This is a genomic window from Streptomyces populi (assembly GCF_002911015.1).
GTDB lineage: Bacteria > Actinomycetota > Actinomycetes > Streptomycetales > Streptomycetaceae > Streptomyces > Streptomyces populi.
In genome coordinates this window covers 123,826-143,940 of sequence record NZ_KZ626841.1, presented here as the reverse complement: position 1 = coordinate 143,940, position 20,115 = coordinate 123,826, and the positions used below count along the sequence as shown (strand labels likewise).

The 20,115-nt window shown below is 73.5% G+C and carries 22 protein-coding genes; 14 read left to right on the top strand and 8 right to left on the bottom strand.

Features of this window, described 5'->3' with window-relative positions:
- Nucleotides 1-329: 329 nt before the first annotated feature.
- The 4 genes from ykgO to CW362_RS01850 form a co-directional block, all read right to left on the bottom strand.
- On the bottom strand, nucleotides 330-452 hold the full coding sequence (gene ykgO / locus CW362_RS01865) for a type B 50S ribosomal protein L36 (protein WP_103547485.1): 123 nt from the start codon (nucleotides 450-452) through the stop codon (nucleotides 330-332).
- Between the two features lie 41 nt (nucleotides 453-493).
- The gene (locus CW362_RS01860) at nucleotides 494-754 is read right to left on the bottom strand and encodes a type B 50S ribosomal protein L31 (RefSeq protein WP_103547484.1); all 261 of its coding nucleotides are present in this window, start codon (nucleotides 752-754) and stop codon (nucleotides 494-496) included.
- 75 nt (nucleotides 755-829) lie between these two features.
- Nucleotides 830-994, bottom strand: coding sequence for a 50S ribosomal protein L33 (rpmG, locus tag CW362_RS01855; RefSeq protein WP_103547483.1), 165 nt, complete (start codon nucleotides 992-994; stop codon nucleotides 830-832).
- Between the two features lie 188 nt (nucleotides 995-1,182).
- On the bottom strand, nucleotides 1,183-1,776 hold the full coding sequence (locus tag CW362_RS01850) for a TetR/AcrR family transcriptional regulator (protein ID WP_103547482.1): 594 nt from the start codon (nucleotides 1,774-1,776) through the stop codon (nucleotides 1,183-1,185).
- Nucleotides 1,777-1,926: 150 nt separating this feature from the next.
- Here CW362_RS01850 and CW362_RS01845 point away from each other — a divergent pair, with 150 nt between their 5' ends.
- Nucleotides 1,927-2,757, top strand: coding sequence for a class I SAM-dependent methyltransferase (locus tag CW362_RS01845; RefSeq protein WP_103547481.1), 831 nt, complete (start codon nucleotides 1,927-1,929; stop codon nucleotides 2,755-2,757).
- A 451-nt stretch (nucleotides 2,758-3,208) separates the two neighbouring features.
- Here CW362_RS01845 and CW362_RS45445 read toward each other — a convergent pair whose 3' ends face one another.
- The gene (locus CW362_RS45445) at nucleotides 3,209-3,616 is read right to left on the bottom strand and encodes a DUF4232 domain-containing protein (protein WP_338069045.1); all 408 of its coding nucleotides are present in this window, start codon (nucleotides 3,614-3,616) and stop codon (nucleotides 3,209-3,211) included.
- On the opposite strand from CW362_RS45445, the gene CW362_RS45440 reads away from it, so the two are divergent.
- Entirely contained in the window at nucleotides 3,549-3,851 is a 303-nt protein-coding gene (locus tag CW362_RS45440) for a hypothetical protein (RefSeq protein WP_338069048.1), read from the top strand. The two genes, CW362_RS45445 and CW362_RS45440, sit on opposite strands and share 68 nt — an antisense overlap.
- Before the next feature lie 320 nt (nucleotides 3,852-4,171).
- Here CW362_RS45440 and CW362_RS01835 read toward each other — a convergent pair whose 3' ends face one another.
- A complete protein-coding gene (locus tag CW362_RS01835) occupies nucleotides 4,172-5,059 on the bottom strand; it encodes a hypothetical protein (RefSeq protein ID WP_162683935.1) in 888 nt (295 codons plus the stop codon).
- A gap of 238 nt (nucleotides 5,060-5,297) precedes the next feature.
- Between CW362_RS01835 and CW362_RS01830 the strand changes: the two genes are divergently transcribed.
- From CW362_RS01830 to CW362_RS01815, 4 genes are read left to right on the top strand one after another with little or no spacing between them, the layout of a single operon-like run.
- Entirely contained in the window at nucleotides 5,298-6,002 is a 705-nt protein-coding gene (locus CW362_RS01830) for a response regulator transcription factor (protein WP_103547479.1), read from the top strand.
- Complete coding sequence (locus CW362_RS01825) at nucleotides 5,999-7,489, top strand: sensor histidine kinase (RefSeq protein WP_103547478.1); 1,491 nt, start codon at nucleotides 5,999-6,001, stop codon at nucleotides 7,487-7,489. The genes CW362_RS01830 and CW362_RS01825 overlap by 4 nt, the downstream gene beginning before the upstream one ends.
- 47 nt (nucleotides 7,490-7,536) lie before the next feature.
- Nucleotides 7,537-7,974 (top strand): hypothetical protein, encoded by a 438-nt coding sequence (locus CW362_RS01820; RefSeq protein ID WP_206300828.1) that lies wholly within the window; start codon nucleotides 7,537-7,539, stop codon nucleotides 7,972-7,974.
- Nucleotides 7,974-8,168: a hypothetical protein gene (locus CW362_RS01815; RefSeq protein ID WP_103547477.1), complete on the top strand. Its 195-nt coding sequence runs from the start codon at nucleotides 7,974-7,976 to the stop codon at nucleotides 8,166-8,168. The genes CW362_RS01820 and CW362_RS01815 overlap by 1 nt, the downstream gene beginning before the upstream one ends.
- A 187-nt stretch (nucleotides 8,169-8,355) precedes the next feature.
- On the opposite strand, the gene CW362_RS01810 is transcribed toward CW362_RS01815, so the two are convergent.
- Nucleotides 8,356-9,597: an NAD(P)/FAD-dependent oxidoreductase gene (locus tag CW362_RS01810; RefSeq protein ID WP_103547476.1), complete on the bottom strand. Its 1,242-nt coding sequence runs from the start codon at nucleotides 9,595-9,597 to the stop codon at nucleotides 8,356-8,358.
- 536 nt (nucleotides 9,598-10,133) lie between these two features.
- A complete protein-coding gene (locus CW362_RS01800; RefSeq protein WP_103547475.1) occupies nucleotides 10,134-10,481 on the bottom strand; it encodes a PRC domain containing protein in 348 nt (115 codons plus the stop codon).
- A gap of 818 nt (nucleotides 10,482-11,299) precedes the next feature.
- Here CW362_RS01800 and CW362_RS45230 point away from each other — a divergent pair.
- The 8 genes from CW362_RS45230 to CW362_RS01765 all read left to right on the top strand — a co-directional run bounded on the left by CW362_RS45230 (nucleotide 11,300) and on the right by CW362_RS01765 (nucleotide 19,953).
- A complete protein-coding gene (locus tag CW362_RS45230; RefSeq protein WP_276313631.1) occupies nucleotides 11,300-11,422 on the top strand; it encodes a hypothetical protein in 123 nt (40 codons plus the stop codon).
- 85 nt (nucleotides 11,423-11,507) lie between these two features.
- The gene (gene pelF, locus CW362_RS01795) at nucleotides 11,508-13,046 is read left to right on the top strand and encodes a GT4 family glycosyltransferase PelF (protein ID WP_240657602.1); all 1,539 of its coding nucleotides are present in this window, start codon (nucleotides 11,508-11,510) and stop codon (nucleotides 13,044-13,046) included.
- On the top strand, nucleotides 13,043-14,419 hold the full coding sequence (locus CW362_RS01790) for a hypothetical protein (RefSeq protein WP_103547474.1): 1,377 nt from the start codon (nucleotides 13,043-13,045) through the stop codon (nucleotides 14,417-14,419). Before pelF ends, CW362_RS01790 begins: the two co-directional genes overlap by 4 nt.
- 102 nt (nucleotides 14,420-14,521) lie before the next feature.
- Nucleotides 14,522-15,523: an SDR family NAD(P)-dependent oxidoreductase gene (locus tag CW362_RS01785; RefSeq protein ID WP_103547473.1), complete on the top strand. Its 1,002-nt coding sequence runs from the start codon at nucleotides 14,522-14,524 to the stop codon at nucleotides 15,521-15,523.
- A 33-nt stretch (nucleotides 15,524-15,556) separates the two neighbouring features.
- Nucleotides 15,557-16,270: a sugar phosphate nucleotidyltransferase gene (locus CW362_RS01780; RefSeq protein ID WP_103547472.1), complete on the top strand. Its 714-nt coding sequence runs from the start codon at nucleotides 15,557-15,559 to the stop codon at nucleotides 16,268-16,270.
- Nucleotides 16,271-16,277: 7 nt separating this feature from the next.
- Nucleotides 16,278-17,207: an NAD-dependent epimerase/dehydratase family protein gene (locus CW362_RS01775; protein WP_103547471.1), complete on the top strand. Its 930-nt coding sequence runs from the start codon at nucleotides 16,278-16,280 to the stop codon at nucleotides 17,205-17,207.
- A complete protein-coding gene (locus CW362_RS01770) occupies nucleotides 17,204-17,866 on the top strand; it encodes a spherulation-specific family 4 protein (RefSeq protein WP_103547470.1) in 663 nt (220 codons plus the stop codon). The genes CW362_RS01775 and CW362_RS01770 overlap by 4 nt, the downstream gene beginning before the upstream one ends.
- 224 nt (nucleotides 17,867-18,090) lie before the next feature.
- Nucleotides 18,091-19,953 (top strand): M1 family metallopeptidase, encoded by a 1,863-nt coding sequence (locus CW362_RS01765; protein WP_103547469.1) that lies wholly within the window; start codon nucleotides 18,091-18,093, stop codon nucleotides 19,951-19,953.
- The last annotated feature ends 162 nt before the right edge of the window (nucleotides 19,954-20,115 follow it).

The window sequence follows — 20,115 nt, the reverse complement described above, 5'->3', positions numbered from 1 at the left end:
AGCGCATCCACCGCGCCGCCCTCCGCGGGCGATCCGGTCGCCCGCGGAGGAAGGGCACGTCACGGTCGTGATCGTAACTCCCGGCGGACCGGTGCGTCATCGAGCCGCGGGCTCCGTCGGCGGAGTGAAGAGATGCCATGATGCGATGATCTTCGTGGCCGCGTTCCCGAAGAGGGTCCCGGCATCCGGGCCCCCGCGGTCGGCGCCGGTGCCCGGCGGGGCCCGCCCGAACCGGCGGGAAGCGGGCGGCCGGGAACGGCCCGCGTACGGCCGGTCCGGCCGGCGCGCGGTGCGCCGGCCGGACCGGATGCCCTCCGCCTGATGTGCCGTCAGCCCTGGCGGGCCTTCAGACGGGGATTCTTCTTGTTCACGACGAAGACCACGCCGCGCCTGCGGACCACTTGGGCCCCGGGCCTGGACTTCAGCGAGCGCAGCGACTTGCGTACCTTCATGACTCTGTCCTCCTCCTGCCGGACTCGGCGTGCTCCGGCGGTCAGCCCCGGTTCGACGCCGCGCGGCCGTAGCGGCGCTCGAAGCGCTCCACTCGGCCCGCGGTGTCCAGGACCCTCGAGGTCCCGGTGTGGAACGGGTGGCTCGCCGACGAGATCTCCACGTCGACGAGCGGACGGACGACACCGTCCTCCCACTCGATCGTCTTCGTGGAGTGCGCGGTGGACCGCGTCAGGAACGCGACGCCCGCGGACCGGTCCCGGAAGACGACCTGACGGGATTCGGGGTGGATGTCGGGCCTCATGCGGCTTCCTCCTCGGTTACGGCGGGTATGTCCGCGGATACGACGGTCACGTCACCGGGTGTGTCCGGCGTGCGGTCAGCGCTCCTCCCGGAACGCGACGTGCCTGCCCGCCAGCGGGTCGTACTTGCGCAGGACGAGCCGGTCGGGGTCGTTGCCGCGGTTCTTGCGCGTCACGTACGTGGCGCCGGTCCCGGCCGTCGACCTCAGCGTGACGACGGGGCGCGCGGTACTGCGGGCCATGAGGTCCTCCTTCGCCCACGCGCGAGCCTTGACTCGCGCATGCCAATCAGTTACGTGCTCTGCAACAGCGGACCCGGCGTCCGCATTCCCGGCCGTCGGGCGTGACGCGCGACACGCCGCGGCGGAGGTTCCGGCCGGTCGCCGGCCGGGCGGAGCGCGACGCGCCGGGCCGCCCCGCCCCTCTGCCGCTACACCGCGCGTACCGCCCCGGCGACCACCGAGCCCACGGTCCGCCGGACGTCGTCCGGGTCGGGCGGGGCGTCCTCGCGGCCCGCGAACAGCAGGTGCCCGGTCCCGATCAGCGTGAGCGCCAGCGTGTCGACGTCCGCCTCCCCCGCGACACGGCCCAGGTCCCGCTCCCGCCGGAGATAGGAACCGATCATGGCCGCCGCCTCGGTCAGCAGCGGGAGGCCCGCCGGGGTGGTGGCCCGCAGCCGGGCGCGCAGTTCGTCACGGGCGATGACGAGGCCGAGGATCCCCAGGGCGAGCGACCCGAACACGTCCTCCAGGGCGTCCGTGAGGTTGCCGACGACCGTGCCGGTACCGGCGGCCTCGCGCAGGACGGCGGCCCGGACGTCGAGGCGGGCGATCCGGTCCCGTACGAGCTCGACGAGGAACGCGTCGAAGTCGGCGAAGTGCCGGTGCAGGACGCCCTTGGCGCAGCCCGCCTCCGCGGTGACCGCCCTGCTGGTCAGCGCGTTCGGCCCGTCCCGCAGCAGGACGCGCTCGGCGGCCGCGAAGAGCTGCTCGCGCGCGTCGCGCAGGGCTACGCCGGTCGGCATGCGTGCATCGGCCTTTCCGTACGGACGTGGGTCGTCCTTCTCCTCGCGAGGTTACCCACCGGCCACGGACGGGCGTGCGCCCGCCCGGAGGTGCCGGCCCGCGGCGCTCACGCGTTGACGAGTGGGCATGCGCCCACTCATAGTGGGCGCATGCCCACTCCAGCTTCCGAGGGATCGCGTCCCTCCGCCCAGGAGCCGCACCGGTACCGGCAGGCCGCGGAGTCGTTCGGCTCCGACGCCGAACGCTACGACCGGGCCCGGCCGCGTTATCCGCGAGCGCTCGTGGAGCGGATCGTCTCCGGCAGCCCCGGCCCCGACGTCCTGGACGTCGGCTGCGGCACCGGGATCGCCGCCCGGCAGTTCCGGGCCGCGGGCTGCACCGTCCTCGGCGTCGATCCCGACCCGCGGATGGCCGCGACGGCCCGTCGACTCGGCACCGAGGTCGAGGTGGCGACGGTCGAGAACTGGGACGCGGCCGGGCGTACGTTCGACACGGTCGCCGCCGCCCAGTCCTGGCACTGGGTCGATCCGGTAGCCGGAGCCGTCGCGGTGCGGCGGGTGCTGCGGCCGCGCGGACGGTTCGCCGCGTTCTGGAACACCTTCCAGCTGCCGCCCGAGGTGGCGCGGGCCACCGCCGCGGCCTGCCGGAGCGCGATGCCCGACTCCCCGTTCGACTTCGACGCCGTGACCCGCCCGGCCGTGGACGCGTACCGGCCCGTGCTCGGCACGGCGGCCGACGGCATCCGCGCGGCGGGCGGTTTCGGCGAGCCGGAGGAATGGAGCTTCACCTGGGAGTGGTCCTACACCCGGGAGGCGTGGCTGGACGTGATGCCGACCCAGGGCACCCTGACCCGGCTTCCCGCCGACGCGCTGGCGGCCGTGCTGGACGAGGTGGGCGCCGCCGTCGACGCGCTGGGAGGCCGCTTCACGGTGTCGTACACGACCGTGGCGCTCACGGCGCCGAGAACCGTCCCGGCGTGACCGCCCCGGGGCCGGCCGCTCCGAAGCCTCCGGGCCGGGTCGTGCCGGTACCGGTGCACGGGCCGGGGCGAGAACCCGTCGCCGCCCCCGTTCACCGGGCGGGTCGAGGCCGCTCGCCGTCCGAACACCCCATCCAGGCGGCGCCCGCCCGCAGGCCACCGCACGCGGCCGAGCCCGCCTCCCGCCCGGACCCCACGTCCGGGCCGGGCCGGCGCCCGTCCGTCCGTGGGTCGGAGTTCGGACCGGTCCGTAGGTCCGGCCCCGCGGTCGCCCGGACCGCGGCACGAAAACGCGCCGGGAGCAGGCGATCCGCGCGTCGTCCGCTCCCGCAGCCTACGGACCGTGTCCCCGCACTCCCTCCTCGGACGGGCCTCCCGCACAGCCGCTCCGGTGCGCCGGCGCCGTACCCGGCCGAGGCCGCCGGGCGGCGGCGACGGCGCACCGGCGACGGTCAGGACGGCTTCGTCGCGGTGACCGCGGTGACCGTCACCTTGTTGTCGCACTCGGCCAGCACGCCGTCCTCCAGGGCGAGTTGGTTCGCTCCGCTGCCGGGCAGGCCCACCACCAGGGTCGGGTAGGAGACCGGGTCCGACCCGGACACGCAGTAGCCGTCGGCCTCGCCCTGGACCTGGACGAACGTCAGCTTGACCCAGGCCTTCGCGGCGGGCGCGAGCACGACCTTGGACGAGGGGCCCGTCCGGGTCACGGTCAGTGGACGGTTCTTCTCCGGCGAGCCGTTGGCCGCCCCCGCCACGGTCGGGTACCCCTGCAGGGCGCAGGACGCTCCGGACATGTTGGTGAACTCGACGATCGCGGCGCCGGTTCCGGTGCCCGGGGGACGCACGGCGGCCTGGTACATGAAGGCCTTCAAGGACTCCGCGGCACACGTCTTCGTCGTCGCCGCCGGTGTCGCGGTGGCGGCCGGGGTCGAGGCCGGGGCCTTGGGAGTGGAGTCGCCCGCGGGCTTCGCCGAGGCTCCCGTCCCGCCCGAGGGCGTGGTGGGCTTCGGGGAGGCGGAGGACGAGGCCGCCGGCTTCGTCGCGCCACCGCCCACCGGCGTGGCGGTGGAATCCGCCGCGTCCGAACCCGGCTGACAGGCGGTCATGAGGAGGGTGGCCGCCGACATGGTCGCCATGGCCAGAGCGGCTCCGCGGAAACGCGACCCGAAGTGCATCCCGTACTGCATGAGGTCCCCCGATAAAGATGTTCAGGCACCGGTCGTTCACCGGCACTCGTCGCTACAGATCGAGGGACGGCGTGCCTGGTTCACCTGCGGACACGGCTGTGACACGACGGTGACCGACCGGGGATCCGATCACCGCGGGCCGCCGGTCCGAACGGCGGCCCGGCTCCGTCTCCCCGAGGCCGGCCGAGAAGGGGCCCGGTCCGCCGGGGGACGGGGCCGGGCCCCGCGTCACGAAGGCGTGCCGGAGAACGTGAACCGGAACTGCACCACGCCGTCGGTGGTGCCGCCCCGGGCGGTGAGCGAGGCACCGGAGCCGTCGAGTCGACCCGTGAACGTCGTGCCGGCCGCCAGCGCGTGCGGAAAGCCACCGGGCAGCCGGCCGAGGTCGGAGCGGCAGGCGACCAGCGGTCCGGGCCAGTTGAGCAGGTTCAGGACGACGGCTTCGCGGGCGTGCGGGTCCGTGAGGGTGGCGTCCATCCGCCCGTCGGACCAGCCGATGTGCCAGTAGGTCAGCAGGAGGTTCGGATCCCGGTAGTTGCCCGCGAGGTCCTGGCTGGAGACCGTGCTGACCGACGAGGACCAGAAGGACACCGCGCCGGCCTGGGACGGGTCTCCCGCCGCGAACAGCATCGAGAACGGGTTGTTCTCGGTCTGGTCGCCGCCGGTCCGCGGCCGGTCGAGACGGAGCGTGCTGTTCATGGAGTAGGTCTGACTGCCCGCCGGCCTGCGGGAGCCGTCGGTGGAGCAGTAGTCGTAGACGTCGACGGAGATGCTCGCCGTGCCGCTGTAGGCCTTGCCCCACAGGGCCGAGGCCCCCGAACCGCCCGTCTGTGCCGGTTCCTGCGAGACGGCGGCCGTCGTGGCCTCCTCCGTGGCCGGAGTCTCCGTCTCCGTCGGCGGCGCCGGCTCGCCGGCCGAAGGCGTCGGCTCGGGCGTGGACGCGGCCGCGGACGACGGCGCCGCCGACGCCAGGGTGCCGGCGGAGGCCGTCGAGGCGTCGGACGCCGCCGCGCCGCCGTGCCCGCACCCGGCGAGGGACGCGCAGAGCAGCGCCCCGCAGACCACCGCCGTCAGCCGTCTCCGCGCGCTGCCGGGCATGCTTCTCACCTGCGTCATGGCGGCCATGACACTTCCCTCCCCACGCCGGGTCACCCCCCACGAGCACCCGGGCAAGGCGGGACACTACGCCGAGCAGACCTTCACACACCCTTCACAATCCCCTTCGTTACCGTACTGTGCCTGGCCGGCGCCTGTGCGGGTGGACCGCGGGCGTCCACCGCGAGGCCGCTGGTGCACCATGGGCGACGAAACGGCCCGGCCCGACCGGACCGTTCCTGCGAGCTGGGGTGTGGTGATGGGCGGAGATCGGAGCCGGGTCCTGGTCGTCGACGACGACGCGGCGATACGGCGGTCACTCGAACGCGGTCTGCGGCTGAGCGGTTTCGCGGTGGATCTCGCCGACGGCGGCGGGCCCGCGCTGGACATGGCCCGGCGGACCCCTCCGGACGCGATCGTGCTGGACGTCTCCATGCCCGGCCTCAGCGGCATCGACGTGTGCCGGACGCTGCGCGAGGAGGACGACGACGTACCCGTCCTGATGCTCTCCGCGCTCGACGAGACCGCCGACCGGATCGCGGGGCTCCAGGCGGGCGGCGACGACTACCTCGTGAAGCCGTTCGCCTTGCAGGAGTTGGTGCTCCGGCTCCAGGCACTGCTGCGCCGCCGGCCGCCCAGGGAAACCGACTTCGTGCGGGTGGGCGGACTGTCGCTGGATCCCGGGGCGCGCACCGTCAGCCTGGACGGACGGCAACTGGAGCTGACCCGGAGGGAGTTCGAGCTGCTTCACGTCCTGGCACGCAACGCGGGCATCGTGCTCAGCCGTGACCAGCTCCTCGACCGGGTCTGGGGCTACGACTTCGACGTGCGCACCGACGCGGTGGACACGTTCGTGAGCTATCTGCGGCGCAAGCTGGAGGCGGCGGGCCGGTCCCGGATCGTCCACACCGTGCGGGGTGTGGGGTTCGTGCTGCGCGACGACGGACCGGAGGCCGGGCGATGAGGCTGTCCACCCGCATCGCCCTCGCCGTCGGGGCGACCGTGCCGGTCCTGGTGATGGCCACCGGCTGGCTGCTGCTGCGGCTGGTCGCGGCGGATCTGCACGACCAGCAGGACGCGCACCTGCGGCAGAGCGCGGCGGCCGTGGCGAAGGACGCCCGCGGTCTGCTGCGCGCGAGTGCCGCCGACCGGTCGGCGAGGATCGAACAGGCCCGTCAGAGGCGGCTGTTCACGTCCGCCCTGGACGTCGGCGTACGGCTGGTCGGCCCGTCGGAGACGTTCACGGGCGGCCCGCAGCCGGACCAGGGGGTGGCGCTTCCCGCGAGCGCGCCGGTGCCGGTCACGCTGCGGGCCGGCGGGGACTCCTGGCGGATCCTGTCGACGCGGGTGGCCGGTACCCGTCCCAGGGTGCGCGGCACGCTCTGGCTCTTCGCACCCGACACCGCGGCGAGCACCCAGCTGCGCCTGGTGCGCAGGCGCGTGGTGACCGTGGCGCTGCTCGCCGCTCCGCTGTCGGGGCTGCTGGCCGGCGCGGTGGCCGGACGCGCGAGCCGTCCGCTGCGGCGGCTGCGGGACAGCGCGAGCGGCCTGGATCCGCGGACCAGCGCCGCGCGTCTCGACCACACGCCGGCCCGGATCGCCGAGGTCGACGATCTGGCACACACCCTCCGGACGGTCCTGAGCCGCTACGACGAACAGGCCGCGAGGACCGAGGAGGCGCTCGCCACCGCCCGTTCGTTCGCCTCGGCCGCCGCGCACGAACTGCGCACCCCGCTGATGAGCATGCAGACCAATCTGGAGATCCTCACCGAGCATCCGGGCCTTCCCGCACCCGACCGTGACGAGGTCCTCGACGACCTGAGGCGCGAACACGCCCGGCTGCTCGGGCTGTTGGTCATGCTGCGCGAGCTCGGCCGCGGCGACCTGGTCGAGGCGGACGCCTTCGGCCCCGTGGACCTGGCGGACGTCGTCGAGGCGAGCGTGCGGGAGCAGCGGCGGCGCCGTCCGCTCGCGCACATCGTGGCCGACTGTCCGCCGGGGCTGCGGGTCCACGGCTGGGAACCCGGACTGCGCACGGTCCTGGACAATCTCCTCGTCAACGCGCTGGTGCACGGCGGATGTCCGGACGGACGCCCCGCGCGCGTCGGTGTCACGGTGCGCGCGAGCGGCGACCACGCCCTCCTGTTCGTCGACGACGAGGGGCCGGGCATCGCACCCGAGCGCAGGGGCACGGTCTTCGAGCGCTTCGTGCGCCGCCCGGACAGTCCGGGGTCGGGCCTCGGACTCACCCTGGTCGCCCAGCAGGTCGACCTGCACCGGGGTCGCGTCCGCGTCCTCGATCCACCGTCCGGCACGGGGACCCGCATCGAGGTCCGGCTCCCGCTGCCGGGCGGCGCGGACGACGTCGAGGCGACGCTGCCCCTGCAACGCAACTGGGTGATCACGACCGCCGGCACCCGGCCACAAGAATTCCACAAAGAGCGCTCCTAGCGTTCCGGACGTGCGGGCAACCGCCCCGGAACGAGAAGGAGTTCAGCATGGCGAGCACACCGAGGACACCGAGGACGACGTCGGCGACGTCGAGGACCAGGACGGCCGTCGTCTCGCTGCTGGCGGTCGGCGCCCTGCTCGGCGCCGCGGGCGGCGCGTCGGCCGACGGCGCCGGGACGAAGCCCTCGGGTGCGCCGACGGGCGACGGCGCCAAGGCGCTCTGCAAGCGCGCGCCGAAGATCGACCAGCGGATCGACCGCATCCTCGACCGGCTGAACGGGGACGCCTCGCAGCGCGGTTCGATCGCCCGGCTGGAGCAGCGGGTCGCCAACGCCAAGTCCGCGGGGCACACGCAGATCGAGACGTACCTCGACCACCGGCTCACCTTCAGGCGCTCGCTCGTCCCGACGCTGGAGAGCCGGCAGAAGGATCTGACGGACGTCGAGAAGTGGTGCGCGAGCCACCACGACGGAGCCGGCTCCTGATGCGCGCGGGACGTGCGGCGGCGGCGCTCGCCGTGACGGCGCTGCTCCTGACCGCGTGCGGCGGTCACGGTGACGCCGGGAACGCCCCCGCGCCGCCGGGCCCCGCCTCCACGGATGTCGCCCGTCTACAGAAACTGGTCGACGGCGCGGAGTCCGCGGCGAGTTCGGCCGAGTCGGACATGGCCCGCGACTGACGTCGTGCGGGCGGCGCGCGGGAAGGACCACCGCCTCGCGCCGCCGCCTCGCCTCCCCGACCACCGCCGCCTCGCCTTCCCGGCCGCGGGCGCACCGCCTCCCCGGCCGCGGGCGCACCGCCTTCCGGCGGCCGGACCCGCCGGCCGCGGACCACGGACCACGGACGCGCCGTCCGGCGTACCGCCCCTACCGTGCCAGGTCGGCCGCGACCTCGCGCGCCGCGCGGGCTCCCGACGCCAGCGCGCCCTGGACCGAACCCGTGGCCCGGTGGTCCCCGCACACATAGCGGCCCGGGGCCACCCGGGCGGTCCGTCCGAGCGGCTGCGGGGGCGGCATCGCCGGCAGGGCGTCGGGAACGGTGCGGACCGTCAGCAGGTCCCAGTCCGCGGTCCCGGTGCCGTACACCTCGGAGAGCGCCTCGCGCAGCCGTGTCTCCCCGCCCTCCCGGTCGGACCCGAGGACCGAGGTCGCGATCAACGACATCCCGGGCGGGGCGTAGCCGCGGACCACTTCGCTCAGGACGCAGGTGTTCAGGAAACGCCTTCTCGTGTCCGTCAGCAGGACGGGCTCGGCCAGCGGTGAACGGGTCGCGGCGTGGTAGTACGTCGTCACGACGCGGTAGGCCGGGAGGTCGAGGCCGGGCAGCAGCCGGGCGGCCGGGCCCGGCCCCGTGGCCACGACCACGGCCCGCGCGGCGAGTCCGCCCCCGCCGTCCACCTCGACCCCGTCGTCCGTGAGGCGCGTGACCGGGGTACCGAGACGTACGGTCCCCGGAGGCAGTTCCTCGGCCAGCAGACGCGGCACCGCCCCGATGCCGGCACCTGGCAGGCACAGGGTGCCGCGCAGCATGCTGCGCCAGACGAGGTGGAACACCCGGCCGGAGGTCTCCAGTTGGTCCTCCAGGAAGACCCCGGACAGGAACGGCCGGAAGAACCGCTCGACGAACTCCTCGGAGAATCCGGCCGCGGCCAGCGCGGTGCGCGTCGTACGGTCCTCTCCGCGCTTGAGCCACCGTGCGGGAGCGAGCATGTCCCGGCCGGACAGGGCGGCCAGCGCGAGCAGGTCACGGGTTCCCGCGAGCCGCCCCGGACGCAGGTCGCCCAGTCGCCTCCGGCCGCGGGTCGGGTCCTCGAAGCGCAGCGGCCCGTCCTCCGTGTGGACGAGGACGCCGGGCGTGAAGGGCCGCAGCCGCAGGTCGCGCAGGACGAGTCGGCGCCGGACCTGCGGGTAGGACGTGTTGAAGACCTGGAAGCCGCGGTCGACGACGAAACCCTCGTGCGTGTCGGAGCGCATCCGGCCGCCCACCCCGTCCGAGGCCTCCAGGAGCCGGACCGCGAAGCCGTACCCGGCGAGATCACGGGCGCACGCCAGACCGGCGAGCCCGCCGCCGACGATCAGGACATCGGACACATCGCGCTTCGCCGTCATGGGCACCGTCCTCCGGGCAACCGGTCCGTCCGCGCGCCGGCGGGCGCGCGTGGGTGGTCCGGGCGCGGGCCGGCGGTCCCGCGCCGTCGCACGCGCCCTCCCGAACCGATCTTCCCGCCGGGGCCGCCGGGCGGATGCGGGGCCACGCCGGTGGACCGTGCCGCGTGTCCGGGGCGCCGCGTCACGGACCACGGAATTCCAGGGACTCCGGGGACTCTGGGGACTCCGGGGACTCCGGGGACTCTGGGGACTCCGGGGACTCCGGGGACTCCGGGGACTCCGGGGACTCCGGGGACTCCGGGGACTCCGGGGACTCCGGGGACTCCGGGGACTCCAGGCAGGAATAGGACGGTATGGCCTGATGTTCTCCTACATGTGACGCGGAGCGGCCTCCGCACACCAGGTAAGCGGCCCCGGCTGGTCTCCCCCGTCCAGCCGGGGTCCCCTGACGCACGGCGCCGTTTTCCACGCCGTCCGGCGAACGGGCCGCCCGATGACAGCGGGAACCGCCGACAGCGGAAACCGCCGGTGCCGCGTCAGTGACCGGAGCCGTAATGACCGCCGAGCTGATCGCGGTAGTGCGGGTCCCCGAGGTGCTTCTCCTTGTCGAATTCCGGCGCCGCCTTGATCTCGTCCTTGGTCCGGGCGACATGGATCGTCCTGTCCTCGTGACTGATCGACGTGATCGTCCCGGCGGGCAGCAGGACCTCCTTGCCGAAGATCCAGACGCCGGTGTCGACGACGATGTACTGGGAACCGACCTCGTCGGAGTGCTTGTCGACCTTCCCGATGTGACCGTCGAGCGCCTCCACCCGGTAGCCGGAGAGATCGTCGTCGGGTGTGTGTCCACTGGTCGGGCCGTAACCCCAGAGGTTCTCGTTCACGAAGAATTCCTCCCACTCGTCCGCGGATGCGCGCCGCGGTCCCGGACGGATCAGCCGGCGCGCCCGTCGATGACCGGATCGCGGTCACCGTTTCCCGGCACGCTTTCCGCCGGAGTCCGACGGGTGTCCCCTTCTCGGCCGCCGACACCCGCCCACCGGAGAATCCTCGAGTTTCCCGGCCACGAACGGCCACGAACGGCCACGAACACGGACGCGCCCCTGCGACCCGGCGCGCTCCTCGGAGCCGATCCGCGAGGACGGCGACGGCCCCGCCCCTCGATCCGGGGAAGGGGGGTCGAGGGCGGGGCCGAGGAGGAGCCCGCGGCCGCCGGGGGGAGGCGTCCGCGGGCGGTCCGCGACCCCTCGTGCCCGCGCTCCCCCGCTTCATGCGCGACCGCCCGGAACGAGCCCGCCCGCACACAGGTTCTTCACAGAACCGGTTCGGAGTGGCCGGAAACCGACGATCCAGCCGGAATGCGTTGCGGTCTGGACCACCGACACCCCGGCAGGGCGGACCGCTTCGCTCCACTTCTGGGCCAGCCCGTGCGAGGCAAGCACAGTAACGTTTCACTGGGTAATCACACGAACCCCCAGGGTGAGGATCGCGTCTTCGTCGCAGTACCCGATGACCACCCGTTCGGTGGACGCGCTTTTCCGTCACGTTTCGCGGCAGGCGCACGAAAACTCCACAGAGACACCACTATGTGACGCGACGAACGCGTGACGACCACGTCTGAGGGGGGCTGTGGCGTCGCGCCAGGGGGTGGACGCTCCAGGAGAGCGGCGCTCACCCCTGCCCGGGGAGGGGACTTCACCGCATGAAGCGGACCATTCATCCGACCGCGCCCGCACGGGGCGCGCTCATCGACCCGTTCGGCCCGGACGGCACCCGTGTGCCGGCGGACGTCCCCGAGCGGGTCCTCCACAGCCCGGACCGCTGAGCCGTACACCGACCGAAGGTCCCGGCCGCGCCCCGCGCGGCCGGGACGGGCCCGACCACCCCGACCTCGGCCGTGGAGCACATCCATGCACGTTCCCCGCGACGCGCGCAGTCTCACCTCGACGCGCGTCACCCTGCTCACCGAAGGCACCTACCCGCACAGTCACGGCGGTGTCAGTGTCTGGTGCGACCAACTCGTCGACGGCATGCCCGACGTCGACTTCGGCGTCATCGCCGTGACCGGCACCGGACGTGAACCGATCGTGTGGGACCTCCCCGCACAGGTCTCGGACGTCGTCGCGGTCCCCATGTGGGGCCCCGCACCCGGGGGCCGCCCGCCCCGCGGCCGGCGCCGCAACCAACTCACCTCCGCCTACGAACAGTTCCTGACCGCCCTGCTCGACCCGTGCGCCGAGGACCGCTTCGCCACCGCCCTGTACACGATGGCGCGGGCCGCGGCGGACGGGATGCTGAGTCCCTTCCTGCGGGGTGACCGCGCGATCGGCGTCCTGACCGGGGTGTGGAACCGCCCCGGACTGGCCGTCCGCGAGGCCCGGCCGACCCTGCACGACGCCGTCACCGCGACCGCCCTGCTGGAGCACGCGCTGCGCCCGCTGACCGCGCCGCTGCCCGAGCACGGCGTGGCCCACGCGGTCAGCGGCGGCGTCGCCGTGCTGCCGGGCCTGGCCGCGCTCGAACGGCACGGCGTCCCCCTGCTGTTGACCGAGCACGGCGTCTATCTGCGTGAGCGTTACCTCGGTTACCGCACCGCCCCGTACCGCTGGCCGGTCAAGGCGGTCGTGCTGGGCTTCTTCCGGCTGCTCGCGGAGGAGACGTACCGGCGCGCGGCCCTGATCACCCCGGGCAACCGTTACAACCGGCTGTGGGAGGAACAGGGCGGTGCCGCACCCGAGTCGATCCGCACCGTCTACAACGGCGTGGACCCGGCCGCGTTCCCGCCGGCCGGTCCGGAGCCGGAGCGGCCGACGCTGAGCTGGGCCGGCCGCGTCGATCCGATCAAGGACCTGGAGACGCTGATCCGGGCGTTCTCCCTCGTGCGGGCGCAACTCCCGGACGCACGGCTGCGGTTGTTCGGCGGCACACCGCGCGGCGGCGAGGCCTACCGCGAGCGCTGCGAGGCGCTGGCCGCCGAGCTGGGGCAGGCGGAGGCGGTCAGCTTCGAGGGCCGGGTGGACGACATCAAGGACGCCTACGCGGCGGGCAACGTCGTGATGCTCTCCAGCATCAGCGAGGGCTTCCCGTTCACCCTGATCGAGGCCATGTCGTGCGGGCGGGCGACCGTGTCCACGGACGTGGGCGGGGTGCGCGAGGCCGTCGGCGACAGCGGTCTCGTCGTCCCGCCGCGCGATCCGGGAGCCATGGCCGCGGCCGCACTGGAACTGCTCGGCGACACCGGGCGGCGCACGGCGATGGGCGAGGCGGCCCGGCTGCGGGTCATCGAGCAGTTCACCCTGCGGCAGACCGTCGACACCTTCCGGACCGTCTACCTGGAACTGTCGGCGCTCGGCCGGATCGTCCCGGACGTCCCCGGGCCGCCCGACGCCCCGCTCGCGGTGCCGGGCGGCCGGGCGGCCGCGTCCAGGTCGAGGAGCCTGGCCGGATGAGCGGACCCATGGCCCTGGAACCCGGTGGCGCAGGGGGCGACACCCTGTCCCTGCGGCTCGCCGGGGACCGTACGCCCGCCCGGCGCGCGCCCGGTCACGACACGGACGGGGAGGCGGTCGACCGGCTCGCCGCCGAGCTCGCGGAGGACATCGGTCCGGCGGTCCACCCGTACGAGGTGGCGGCCCTGCTGGAGTCGCAGGGGCTGACCGCCGAGATCATCCAGGAGCGGTACGGGCATCCGAACCTCTTCTCGCTCGCCTCCGCGCTGTACGAACGGGTGCCGCGCACCTTTCCGGAGCCGCCCCGGGCGGCCGACCCGTGGCGTCCGGACCATGTGCGCTGCGGACTGCGCGGGGCGCTGTTCGCCCTGCCGGGCCTCGCCTATCTGCTGACCGGACCGTTGTGGCACGCGGGCCGGGACCTCGACGTCCTGGTCGTGGCCGGCCTCGTCTCCTGGGCATGGGGCCAGGCGCTCGGGCACCGCGCCCACCTGCGCATGGCCACGGGCCGCCGCGAGGCGGGCCTGACCCTGCTCAAGGGGGCGCCGCTCGGCGCGCTCGTCGCGACGGCGTCCGGGGCGCTCACCGGCGGATCCGGCGTCGCGGCCGGGATCGCCGCCGCCCAGTCGGTGTATCTCGCGGCGGCCGGGGTGCTGCTCGTGCTGGGCGGGGAACGGCTCCTGCTGGCCGCGCTCGCCCCGCTCGCCGTCGGCGCCGCGGCGCTGCCCTGGTGGGACCCCGGGACCGTGCCGCGCCTCGCCCTGCCGCTGCTGTCCGTGCTCGGCGCGGTGGCCGCGGCCGGCTGGGCGCTGCGGGCCACGCTCACCACCGCCCCGGCACCGGGCGGAGCCCGCCCGTCAGCGCTGCGGTCGCTGCCGTACGGCGTGTTCGGACTGTCCGCCGGAGTGCTGGTGCTGCTGGAGGGCCGGCAGCACCCGTACGCCGTGGTCGTGCTGACCGTGAGCATGGGACCGGCGGAGTGGCTGCTGTACCGGTACCGCGGGATGGCGGTGGCGGCGCTGCGGGCGACGGCGACCCCGGCCGCCTTCCGCCTGCGTTCGACCGGCGTCCTCGGCCTCTGTCTGCTGTCCTACGTGCTCCCGCTGCTGCCCGCGGCGCTGCTGGCCGGCGCGGAGCCGGCCCCGCTGCTGCTGCTCGCGGCCACGCTGTGGACCGCGTTGCTGCTCCAGGCCTTCGGGGCCGCCTGGCAGCCGGCCGCGGTCTGCCTGGCGGCGGCCTGCGGTGCCGCCTCGGCCACGGCGCTCCGCTCCCTGCCGGAAGCCGTCGCACTGGTCCTGTCCTGCGGCACGGCCTGCCTCTGCCTCACGGTCTGTGCCGTGCGGCTGCTGGGACGGCCCGCGCCGCACGCCTGAACCACCCCACCCCGCACAGCCTCTCCGGACGCGTCCGGAGGACCGCCGTGCCTTTGTCCGCATCACCCGTCACATGAGCAACCAACCGGAAGGACACACGAGTTGACTACCCAACCACTCGCCGCCGTCACCGGAGCCGAGGGTTTCATCGGTTCCCACCTCACCGAGGCACTGGTCGCCTCCGGGCATCGGGTGAGGGCCATGGCGCAGTACAACTCCTTCTCCTCGTACGGCTGGCTGGAGACCCTGCGCCCCGACGTCCTGGACCAGGTGGACATCGTCCTGGGTGACGTCCGGGACCCGGGTTCGGTCCGCGGTCTGGTCGAAGGCGCCGACTGCGTCTACCACTTGGCGGCGCTCATCGCGATCCCGTACTCCTATCAGGCACCGCACAGCTATGTGGACACCAACGTCACCGGCACCCTCAACGTGCTGGAGGCGGTGCGCGCGCTCGGCACGCCCCGGCTCGTGCACACCTCCACCAGCGAGACCTACGGCACCGCGCGGACCGTGCCGATCACCGAAGACCACCCCATCAACACCCAGTCCCCGTACGCCGCTTCGAAGGCGGGCGCGGACCGGCTGGCCGACAGCTACCACGCGAGTTTCGGCACACCGGTGGTGACGCTGAGGCCGTTCAACACCTACGGCCCGCGCCAGTCGATGCGCGCGGTCATCCCCACGGTCATCGGTCAGGTGGCCGCGGGCGAACGCGCCATCACCCTCGGCGATCTGCGGCCCACCCGCGACTTCACCTTCGTCGAGGACACCGCGCGGGCGTTCCTCGCCGTGGGCACGGCGCCCGCGGACCGGGTCGTGGGCAGGACCTTCAACGCCGGTACGGGTGGCGAGATCTCGGTCGGCGACCTGGTGGCGTTGATCGGCAAGGTGATGGACACCGCCCTCGACGTGCGCGAGGACGCGGGACGCGTCCGGCCCGCCAACTCCGAGGTGATGCGGCTGGTCGCCGACGCGACCCGGCTGGCCGGGGCGACCGGCTGGAGCCCTGCCCACGACCTGGAACAAGGGCTCGCCCGGACCGTCGAGTTCTTCCGGGAACCGGCGAACCTGGCCCGCTACAAGACCGGCATCTACAACATCTGACCCCTCCGGCACGTCCCACGAAGGAAGAACCCCATGCACGCAGTGATTCTCGCGGGAGGCAAGGGCGTCCGGCTGCGGCCCTACACCACCGCGCTGCCCAAACCGCTCGTTCCCATCGGCGACCAGCACGCGATCCTGGAGATCGTGCTGCGCCAGCTCGCCTCGACCGGCTTCACCAGCTGTACGATCGCCATCGGCCACCTGGGCGAGATCATCCGCGCCTACGTCGGTGACGGGTCCCGATGGGGCGTGGCCGTCGACTACTCCACCGAGGAGAGTCCGCTCGGCACCATGGGGCCGCTGCTGACCATGCGTGACCGGCTGCCCGAGTCGTTCCTCGTGATGAACGGCGACGTGCTCACCGATCTCGACTTCGGCGACGTCCTGCGGCAGCACCGCGGTTCGGGCGCGCCGCTGACGATCGCGACGTACGCGCGCGAGGTGCGCATCGACTTCGGCGTGCTGACCACCGACGACCGCAAGGTGGTCGCCTTCACCGAGAAGCCGAGCATGGACTACCGCGTCTCCATGGGCGTGTACGGCCTGTCGCGCTCCACGCTCGAGGGCTACACACCGGGGCTGCCGCTGGGCTTCGACGAGCTGGTCCTCGACCTGCTGCGAAGCGGCGACGAGCCGCACGCCTACGAGTTCGACGGGTACTGGCTCGACATCGGCCGCCCGGACGACTACGACCGGGCCAACGCCGAGTTCACCACCCGCAAGTCGCTGTTGCTCAAGGGAGCCTGACCACCGCATGCGCATTCTCGTCCTGGGCTTCACCGGCTATCTGGGCGGCCACGTCGTCGAGCACCTGCGCACCCTCACGGGCGTGCGGGTGCTCGGCGCCGGGCGCTCGCCCGCCGCGGAGTTCGGCATCGACCTGGCCACCGCCCCCCGGGAGCGGCTGGCCGCGGCCCTGACGGCGGCCGAACCCGACGCCGTCATCAACTGCGCCGGCGCGACCGGCGGCGACGCCGTGACCCTCGCGGAGGTCAACTCCCGTGGACCCGCGGCTCTTTGCGCGGCGCTGCGCGAGGCGGCACCGACCGCCCGGCTGGTCCATCTGGGCTCGGCCGCCGAATACGGTCCCGGCGTCCCGGACACCGTCACGGCCGAGTCCGCGGCCACCCGTCCCCTGACCCCGTACGGGGCCACCAAGCTCGCGGGCACGGTGACCGTCACCACCTCCGGCCTCGACGCGGTGGTGCTGCGGGTGGGCAACCCCGTGGGTCCGGGCGCGCCGTCCACGGGGCTGCCGGGCCGGATCGCGGGACTGCTCCGCGAGGCCGGTCCGGACCCGGACGCGGTCGTCCGGCTGGGCGACCTCTCGGCGTACCGCGACTTCGTGGACGTGCGCGACGTGGCACGGGCGGCGGCCGCCGCGGCGACGGCTTCCGGACAGCTGCCGCGGATCCTCAACATCGGGGGCGGCAAGGCCGTCCCGGTGCGCGACCTAGTGTGCGGCCTGGCGCGCGTGGCCGGGTTCCGGGGGCGCATCGAGGAGAACGGCGGCGGTTCGGCCCGCTCGGGCGAGGTGTCGTGGCAGTGCTCCGACATCACCGCCGCCGGGGAGGCCCTCGGCTGGCGGCCGGAGCTGACGCTCGACGACTCGCTGGCCGCGCTCTGGACGGCCGTGACGGGGACCGGTCCCCTACCGCGGGCCGGAGACGGCCGGACGCCATGAGCCTGCTGATTCCGCTGTACGTCCATCCGGGAGAGGACCCGGGTTCCTGGCACCGGCTGATCGGGGCGGCCGACCGGACGTACGGGGTCGTCATCAACCCGGCCGACGGGCCGGGCGAGGGCCCGGATCCCGCGTTCACCGCGGCGGCGGACGCGCTGCACTCGGCGGGTGCCCGGCTGCTCGGCTACGTCGACACCGACTACGGCGCGCGCGATCCGGAGCTCGTCGCCGACGAGGTCGCGCGGCACCGGGACTGGTACGGAACGCAGGGGTGTTTCCTGGACCGGGTGGCGCCGACCCCGGCGGCGCTGCCCGGCTGCAGGCGGCTGGTGCAGGGCCTGCGCCGGCTCGGGACGGCTCCGGTCGTGCTGAACATGGGCGTCCACCCGGCCCCGGGGTACACCCGCTTCGCCGACCTGATCGTCACGTTCGAGGGCCACTGGTCCACCTACGTGTCGGCGTTCAGCAGGCCGGTGTGGACCGCACGCCACCCGCCCGAGCTGTTCTGTCATCTCGTCTACGGCGTTCCCGAGGCCCTCGTCCCGCTCGCCGTCCGCACCGCGCGTGACCGCGGTGCGGCGGTGGCCGGGCCCGTGACGGGCGAACTCCCCAATCCATGGGCGCGGTTGACACCCGCCCTGAGCGAACGGGGAGCCTGAGCGAACGGGGAGTCCGGTTCCCTTTCCGCAGATGGATGGCATGTCTCGGTCAAATCTGCGAGGCTTTCCGGTGCCGTCGTCCTGACCCCAGGGCGACGGCACGGAAATCTCACCAGGCGACCGCGCGCACCCGCACGCGGCCGCGGCCGGCCAGCGGCGCACCCCAGTCGTCCCGGACGGCCACCGAGCAGGCCGGAATCCCGGCCGCCTCAAAGGAGTTTCGTGTGAGACCGACCCCCCTCAAGGCCCTGGCGGCACGCGTCCTCACCGTCGCCGCCCTGGCCGCAGTCTCGCTCCCCGGCACCCCCGCGACAGCCTCACCGGACACGGCGCCGGCCGCCGCGGCCGCCTGCACACCCGCCCAGGTGGTGACCAACGGCGGCTTCGAGAGCGGAACTTCGCCCTGGACCCAGTCCTCGACCACCGTCATCACCAGCCGCGCCGGCCAGAGTGCCCACGGCGGCACCAGCTTCGCCTGGCTGGACGGCACCGGCGGGACCCACACCGACACGCTGTCGCAGAGCGTGACGATCCCGTCCGGGTGCAGCAGCGCCAGTCTCACGTTCTGGCTGCACATCGACACGACGGAGACGACCTCGTCGACGGCCTACGACAAGCTGACGGCGAAGATCGGCAGCACGACCCTGGCGACGTACTCGAACCTCAACAAGGCCTCCGGGTACGCCCAGAAGACGTTCGACGTCTCGGCGTTCGCGGGCCAGACCGTCACCCTCGCGTTCACCGGCACGGAGGACTCCAGCCTCCAGACGAGCTTCGTCCTCGACGACATCGCGCTGAACACCTCCGGTGACACGACCCCGCCGGCGGACTCCACCCGTACGCCCTCCGCCCCCGCGTACACGGTGAACCTGACCAGCAACACCACCGGCAAGGGCTGGACCGGTCACGAGAGCGTGACCTTCACCAACGCCTCCTCCACCGCGCTCAGCGAGGTGTACCTGAGGCTGTGGGACAACTACCACGGCACCTGCTCCGCGATGCCCATCGTCGTCAGCAACGTCAGCGGCGGCACCGCCGGTTCGCTCTCGGTGAGCTGCACGGCCCTGCAGATCAGCCTGGCGTCGCCGGTGGCCCAGGGCCAGAGCGCGACGATCGGCTTCGACCTGGCCGTCACCGTGCCCAGCGGCGCCGACCGCTTCGGCTACGACGGCTCCTTCGTCAACATCGGCAACGCCCTGCCCGTCCTGGCGGTCAAGGACGGCTCCGGCTGGCACCTGGACCCGTACACCAACAACGGTGAGTCGTTCTACTCCCTGGCCGCCGACTTCAAGGTGACCCTCGACCACCCGACGAGCCTCCTCGTCCCGGCCACCGGCACCTCGGTCGACACCGCCGGATCGAGCGGCCGTACGGTCACCACGGCGACGGCCTCCAAGGTCCGTGACTTCGCCTGGGCCGCCGGGCCGTTCACCAAGATCTCCGGCACCTCCGCCGCCGGCACCGCGATCAACATCTACTCCGTGACGGGCATCAGCTCCTCCGACGCCCAGTCGATGCTCTCCACCGCCAAGTCCGCGGTGGACGCCCACGCGGCACGCTTCGGCGCGTACCCGTACGGCGAGCTGGACGCCGTGATCGACAACAACTACTGGTTCGGCGGCATGGAGTACCCCGGGTTCGTCCTCGACCTGGTCAGCACCACGGCGCTCACCCACGAGATCGCCCACCAGTGGTTCTACGGGATCGTCGGCGACGACGAGTACAACAGCCCGTGGCTCGACGAGGCGTTCACGGACTACGCCACCGACCTGGCGCAGGGCAAGACCGGGACCAGTTGCTGGAGCAGCGTCTCCTGGGCCTCGTCCGCGGAGAAGATCACCAACTCGATGGCGTACTGGGACGCCCACTCCTCCCGCTACTCCACCGTCGTCTACGGCTACGGCAAGTGCGCCCTGCACGACCTGCGCCGTCTCCTCGGTGACACCGCGATGGCCAACCTGCTGAAGAGCTACGCCACTTCGCACTGGTACGGCGTCTCGACCACGGCCGAGTTCAAGGCGGCCGCCCAGGCCGCCACGACCACGGACCTGACGTCGTTCTGGACGACGCACCGCATCGAGGGCTGACCCTTCCCCTCGGGACCCGCTCCGCCGTTCGCCCCGGTGGCGCCTTCGGGCGTCACCGGGGCGCGCATGGCCGGCCGGGTCGCGGGCAGGTTCCGCCGTACGGCGGCTCCCGGTCCGGGAGCACGGCGCCCGATCATGGGATCCGGGAGCCGCCGGGCTCGG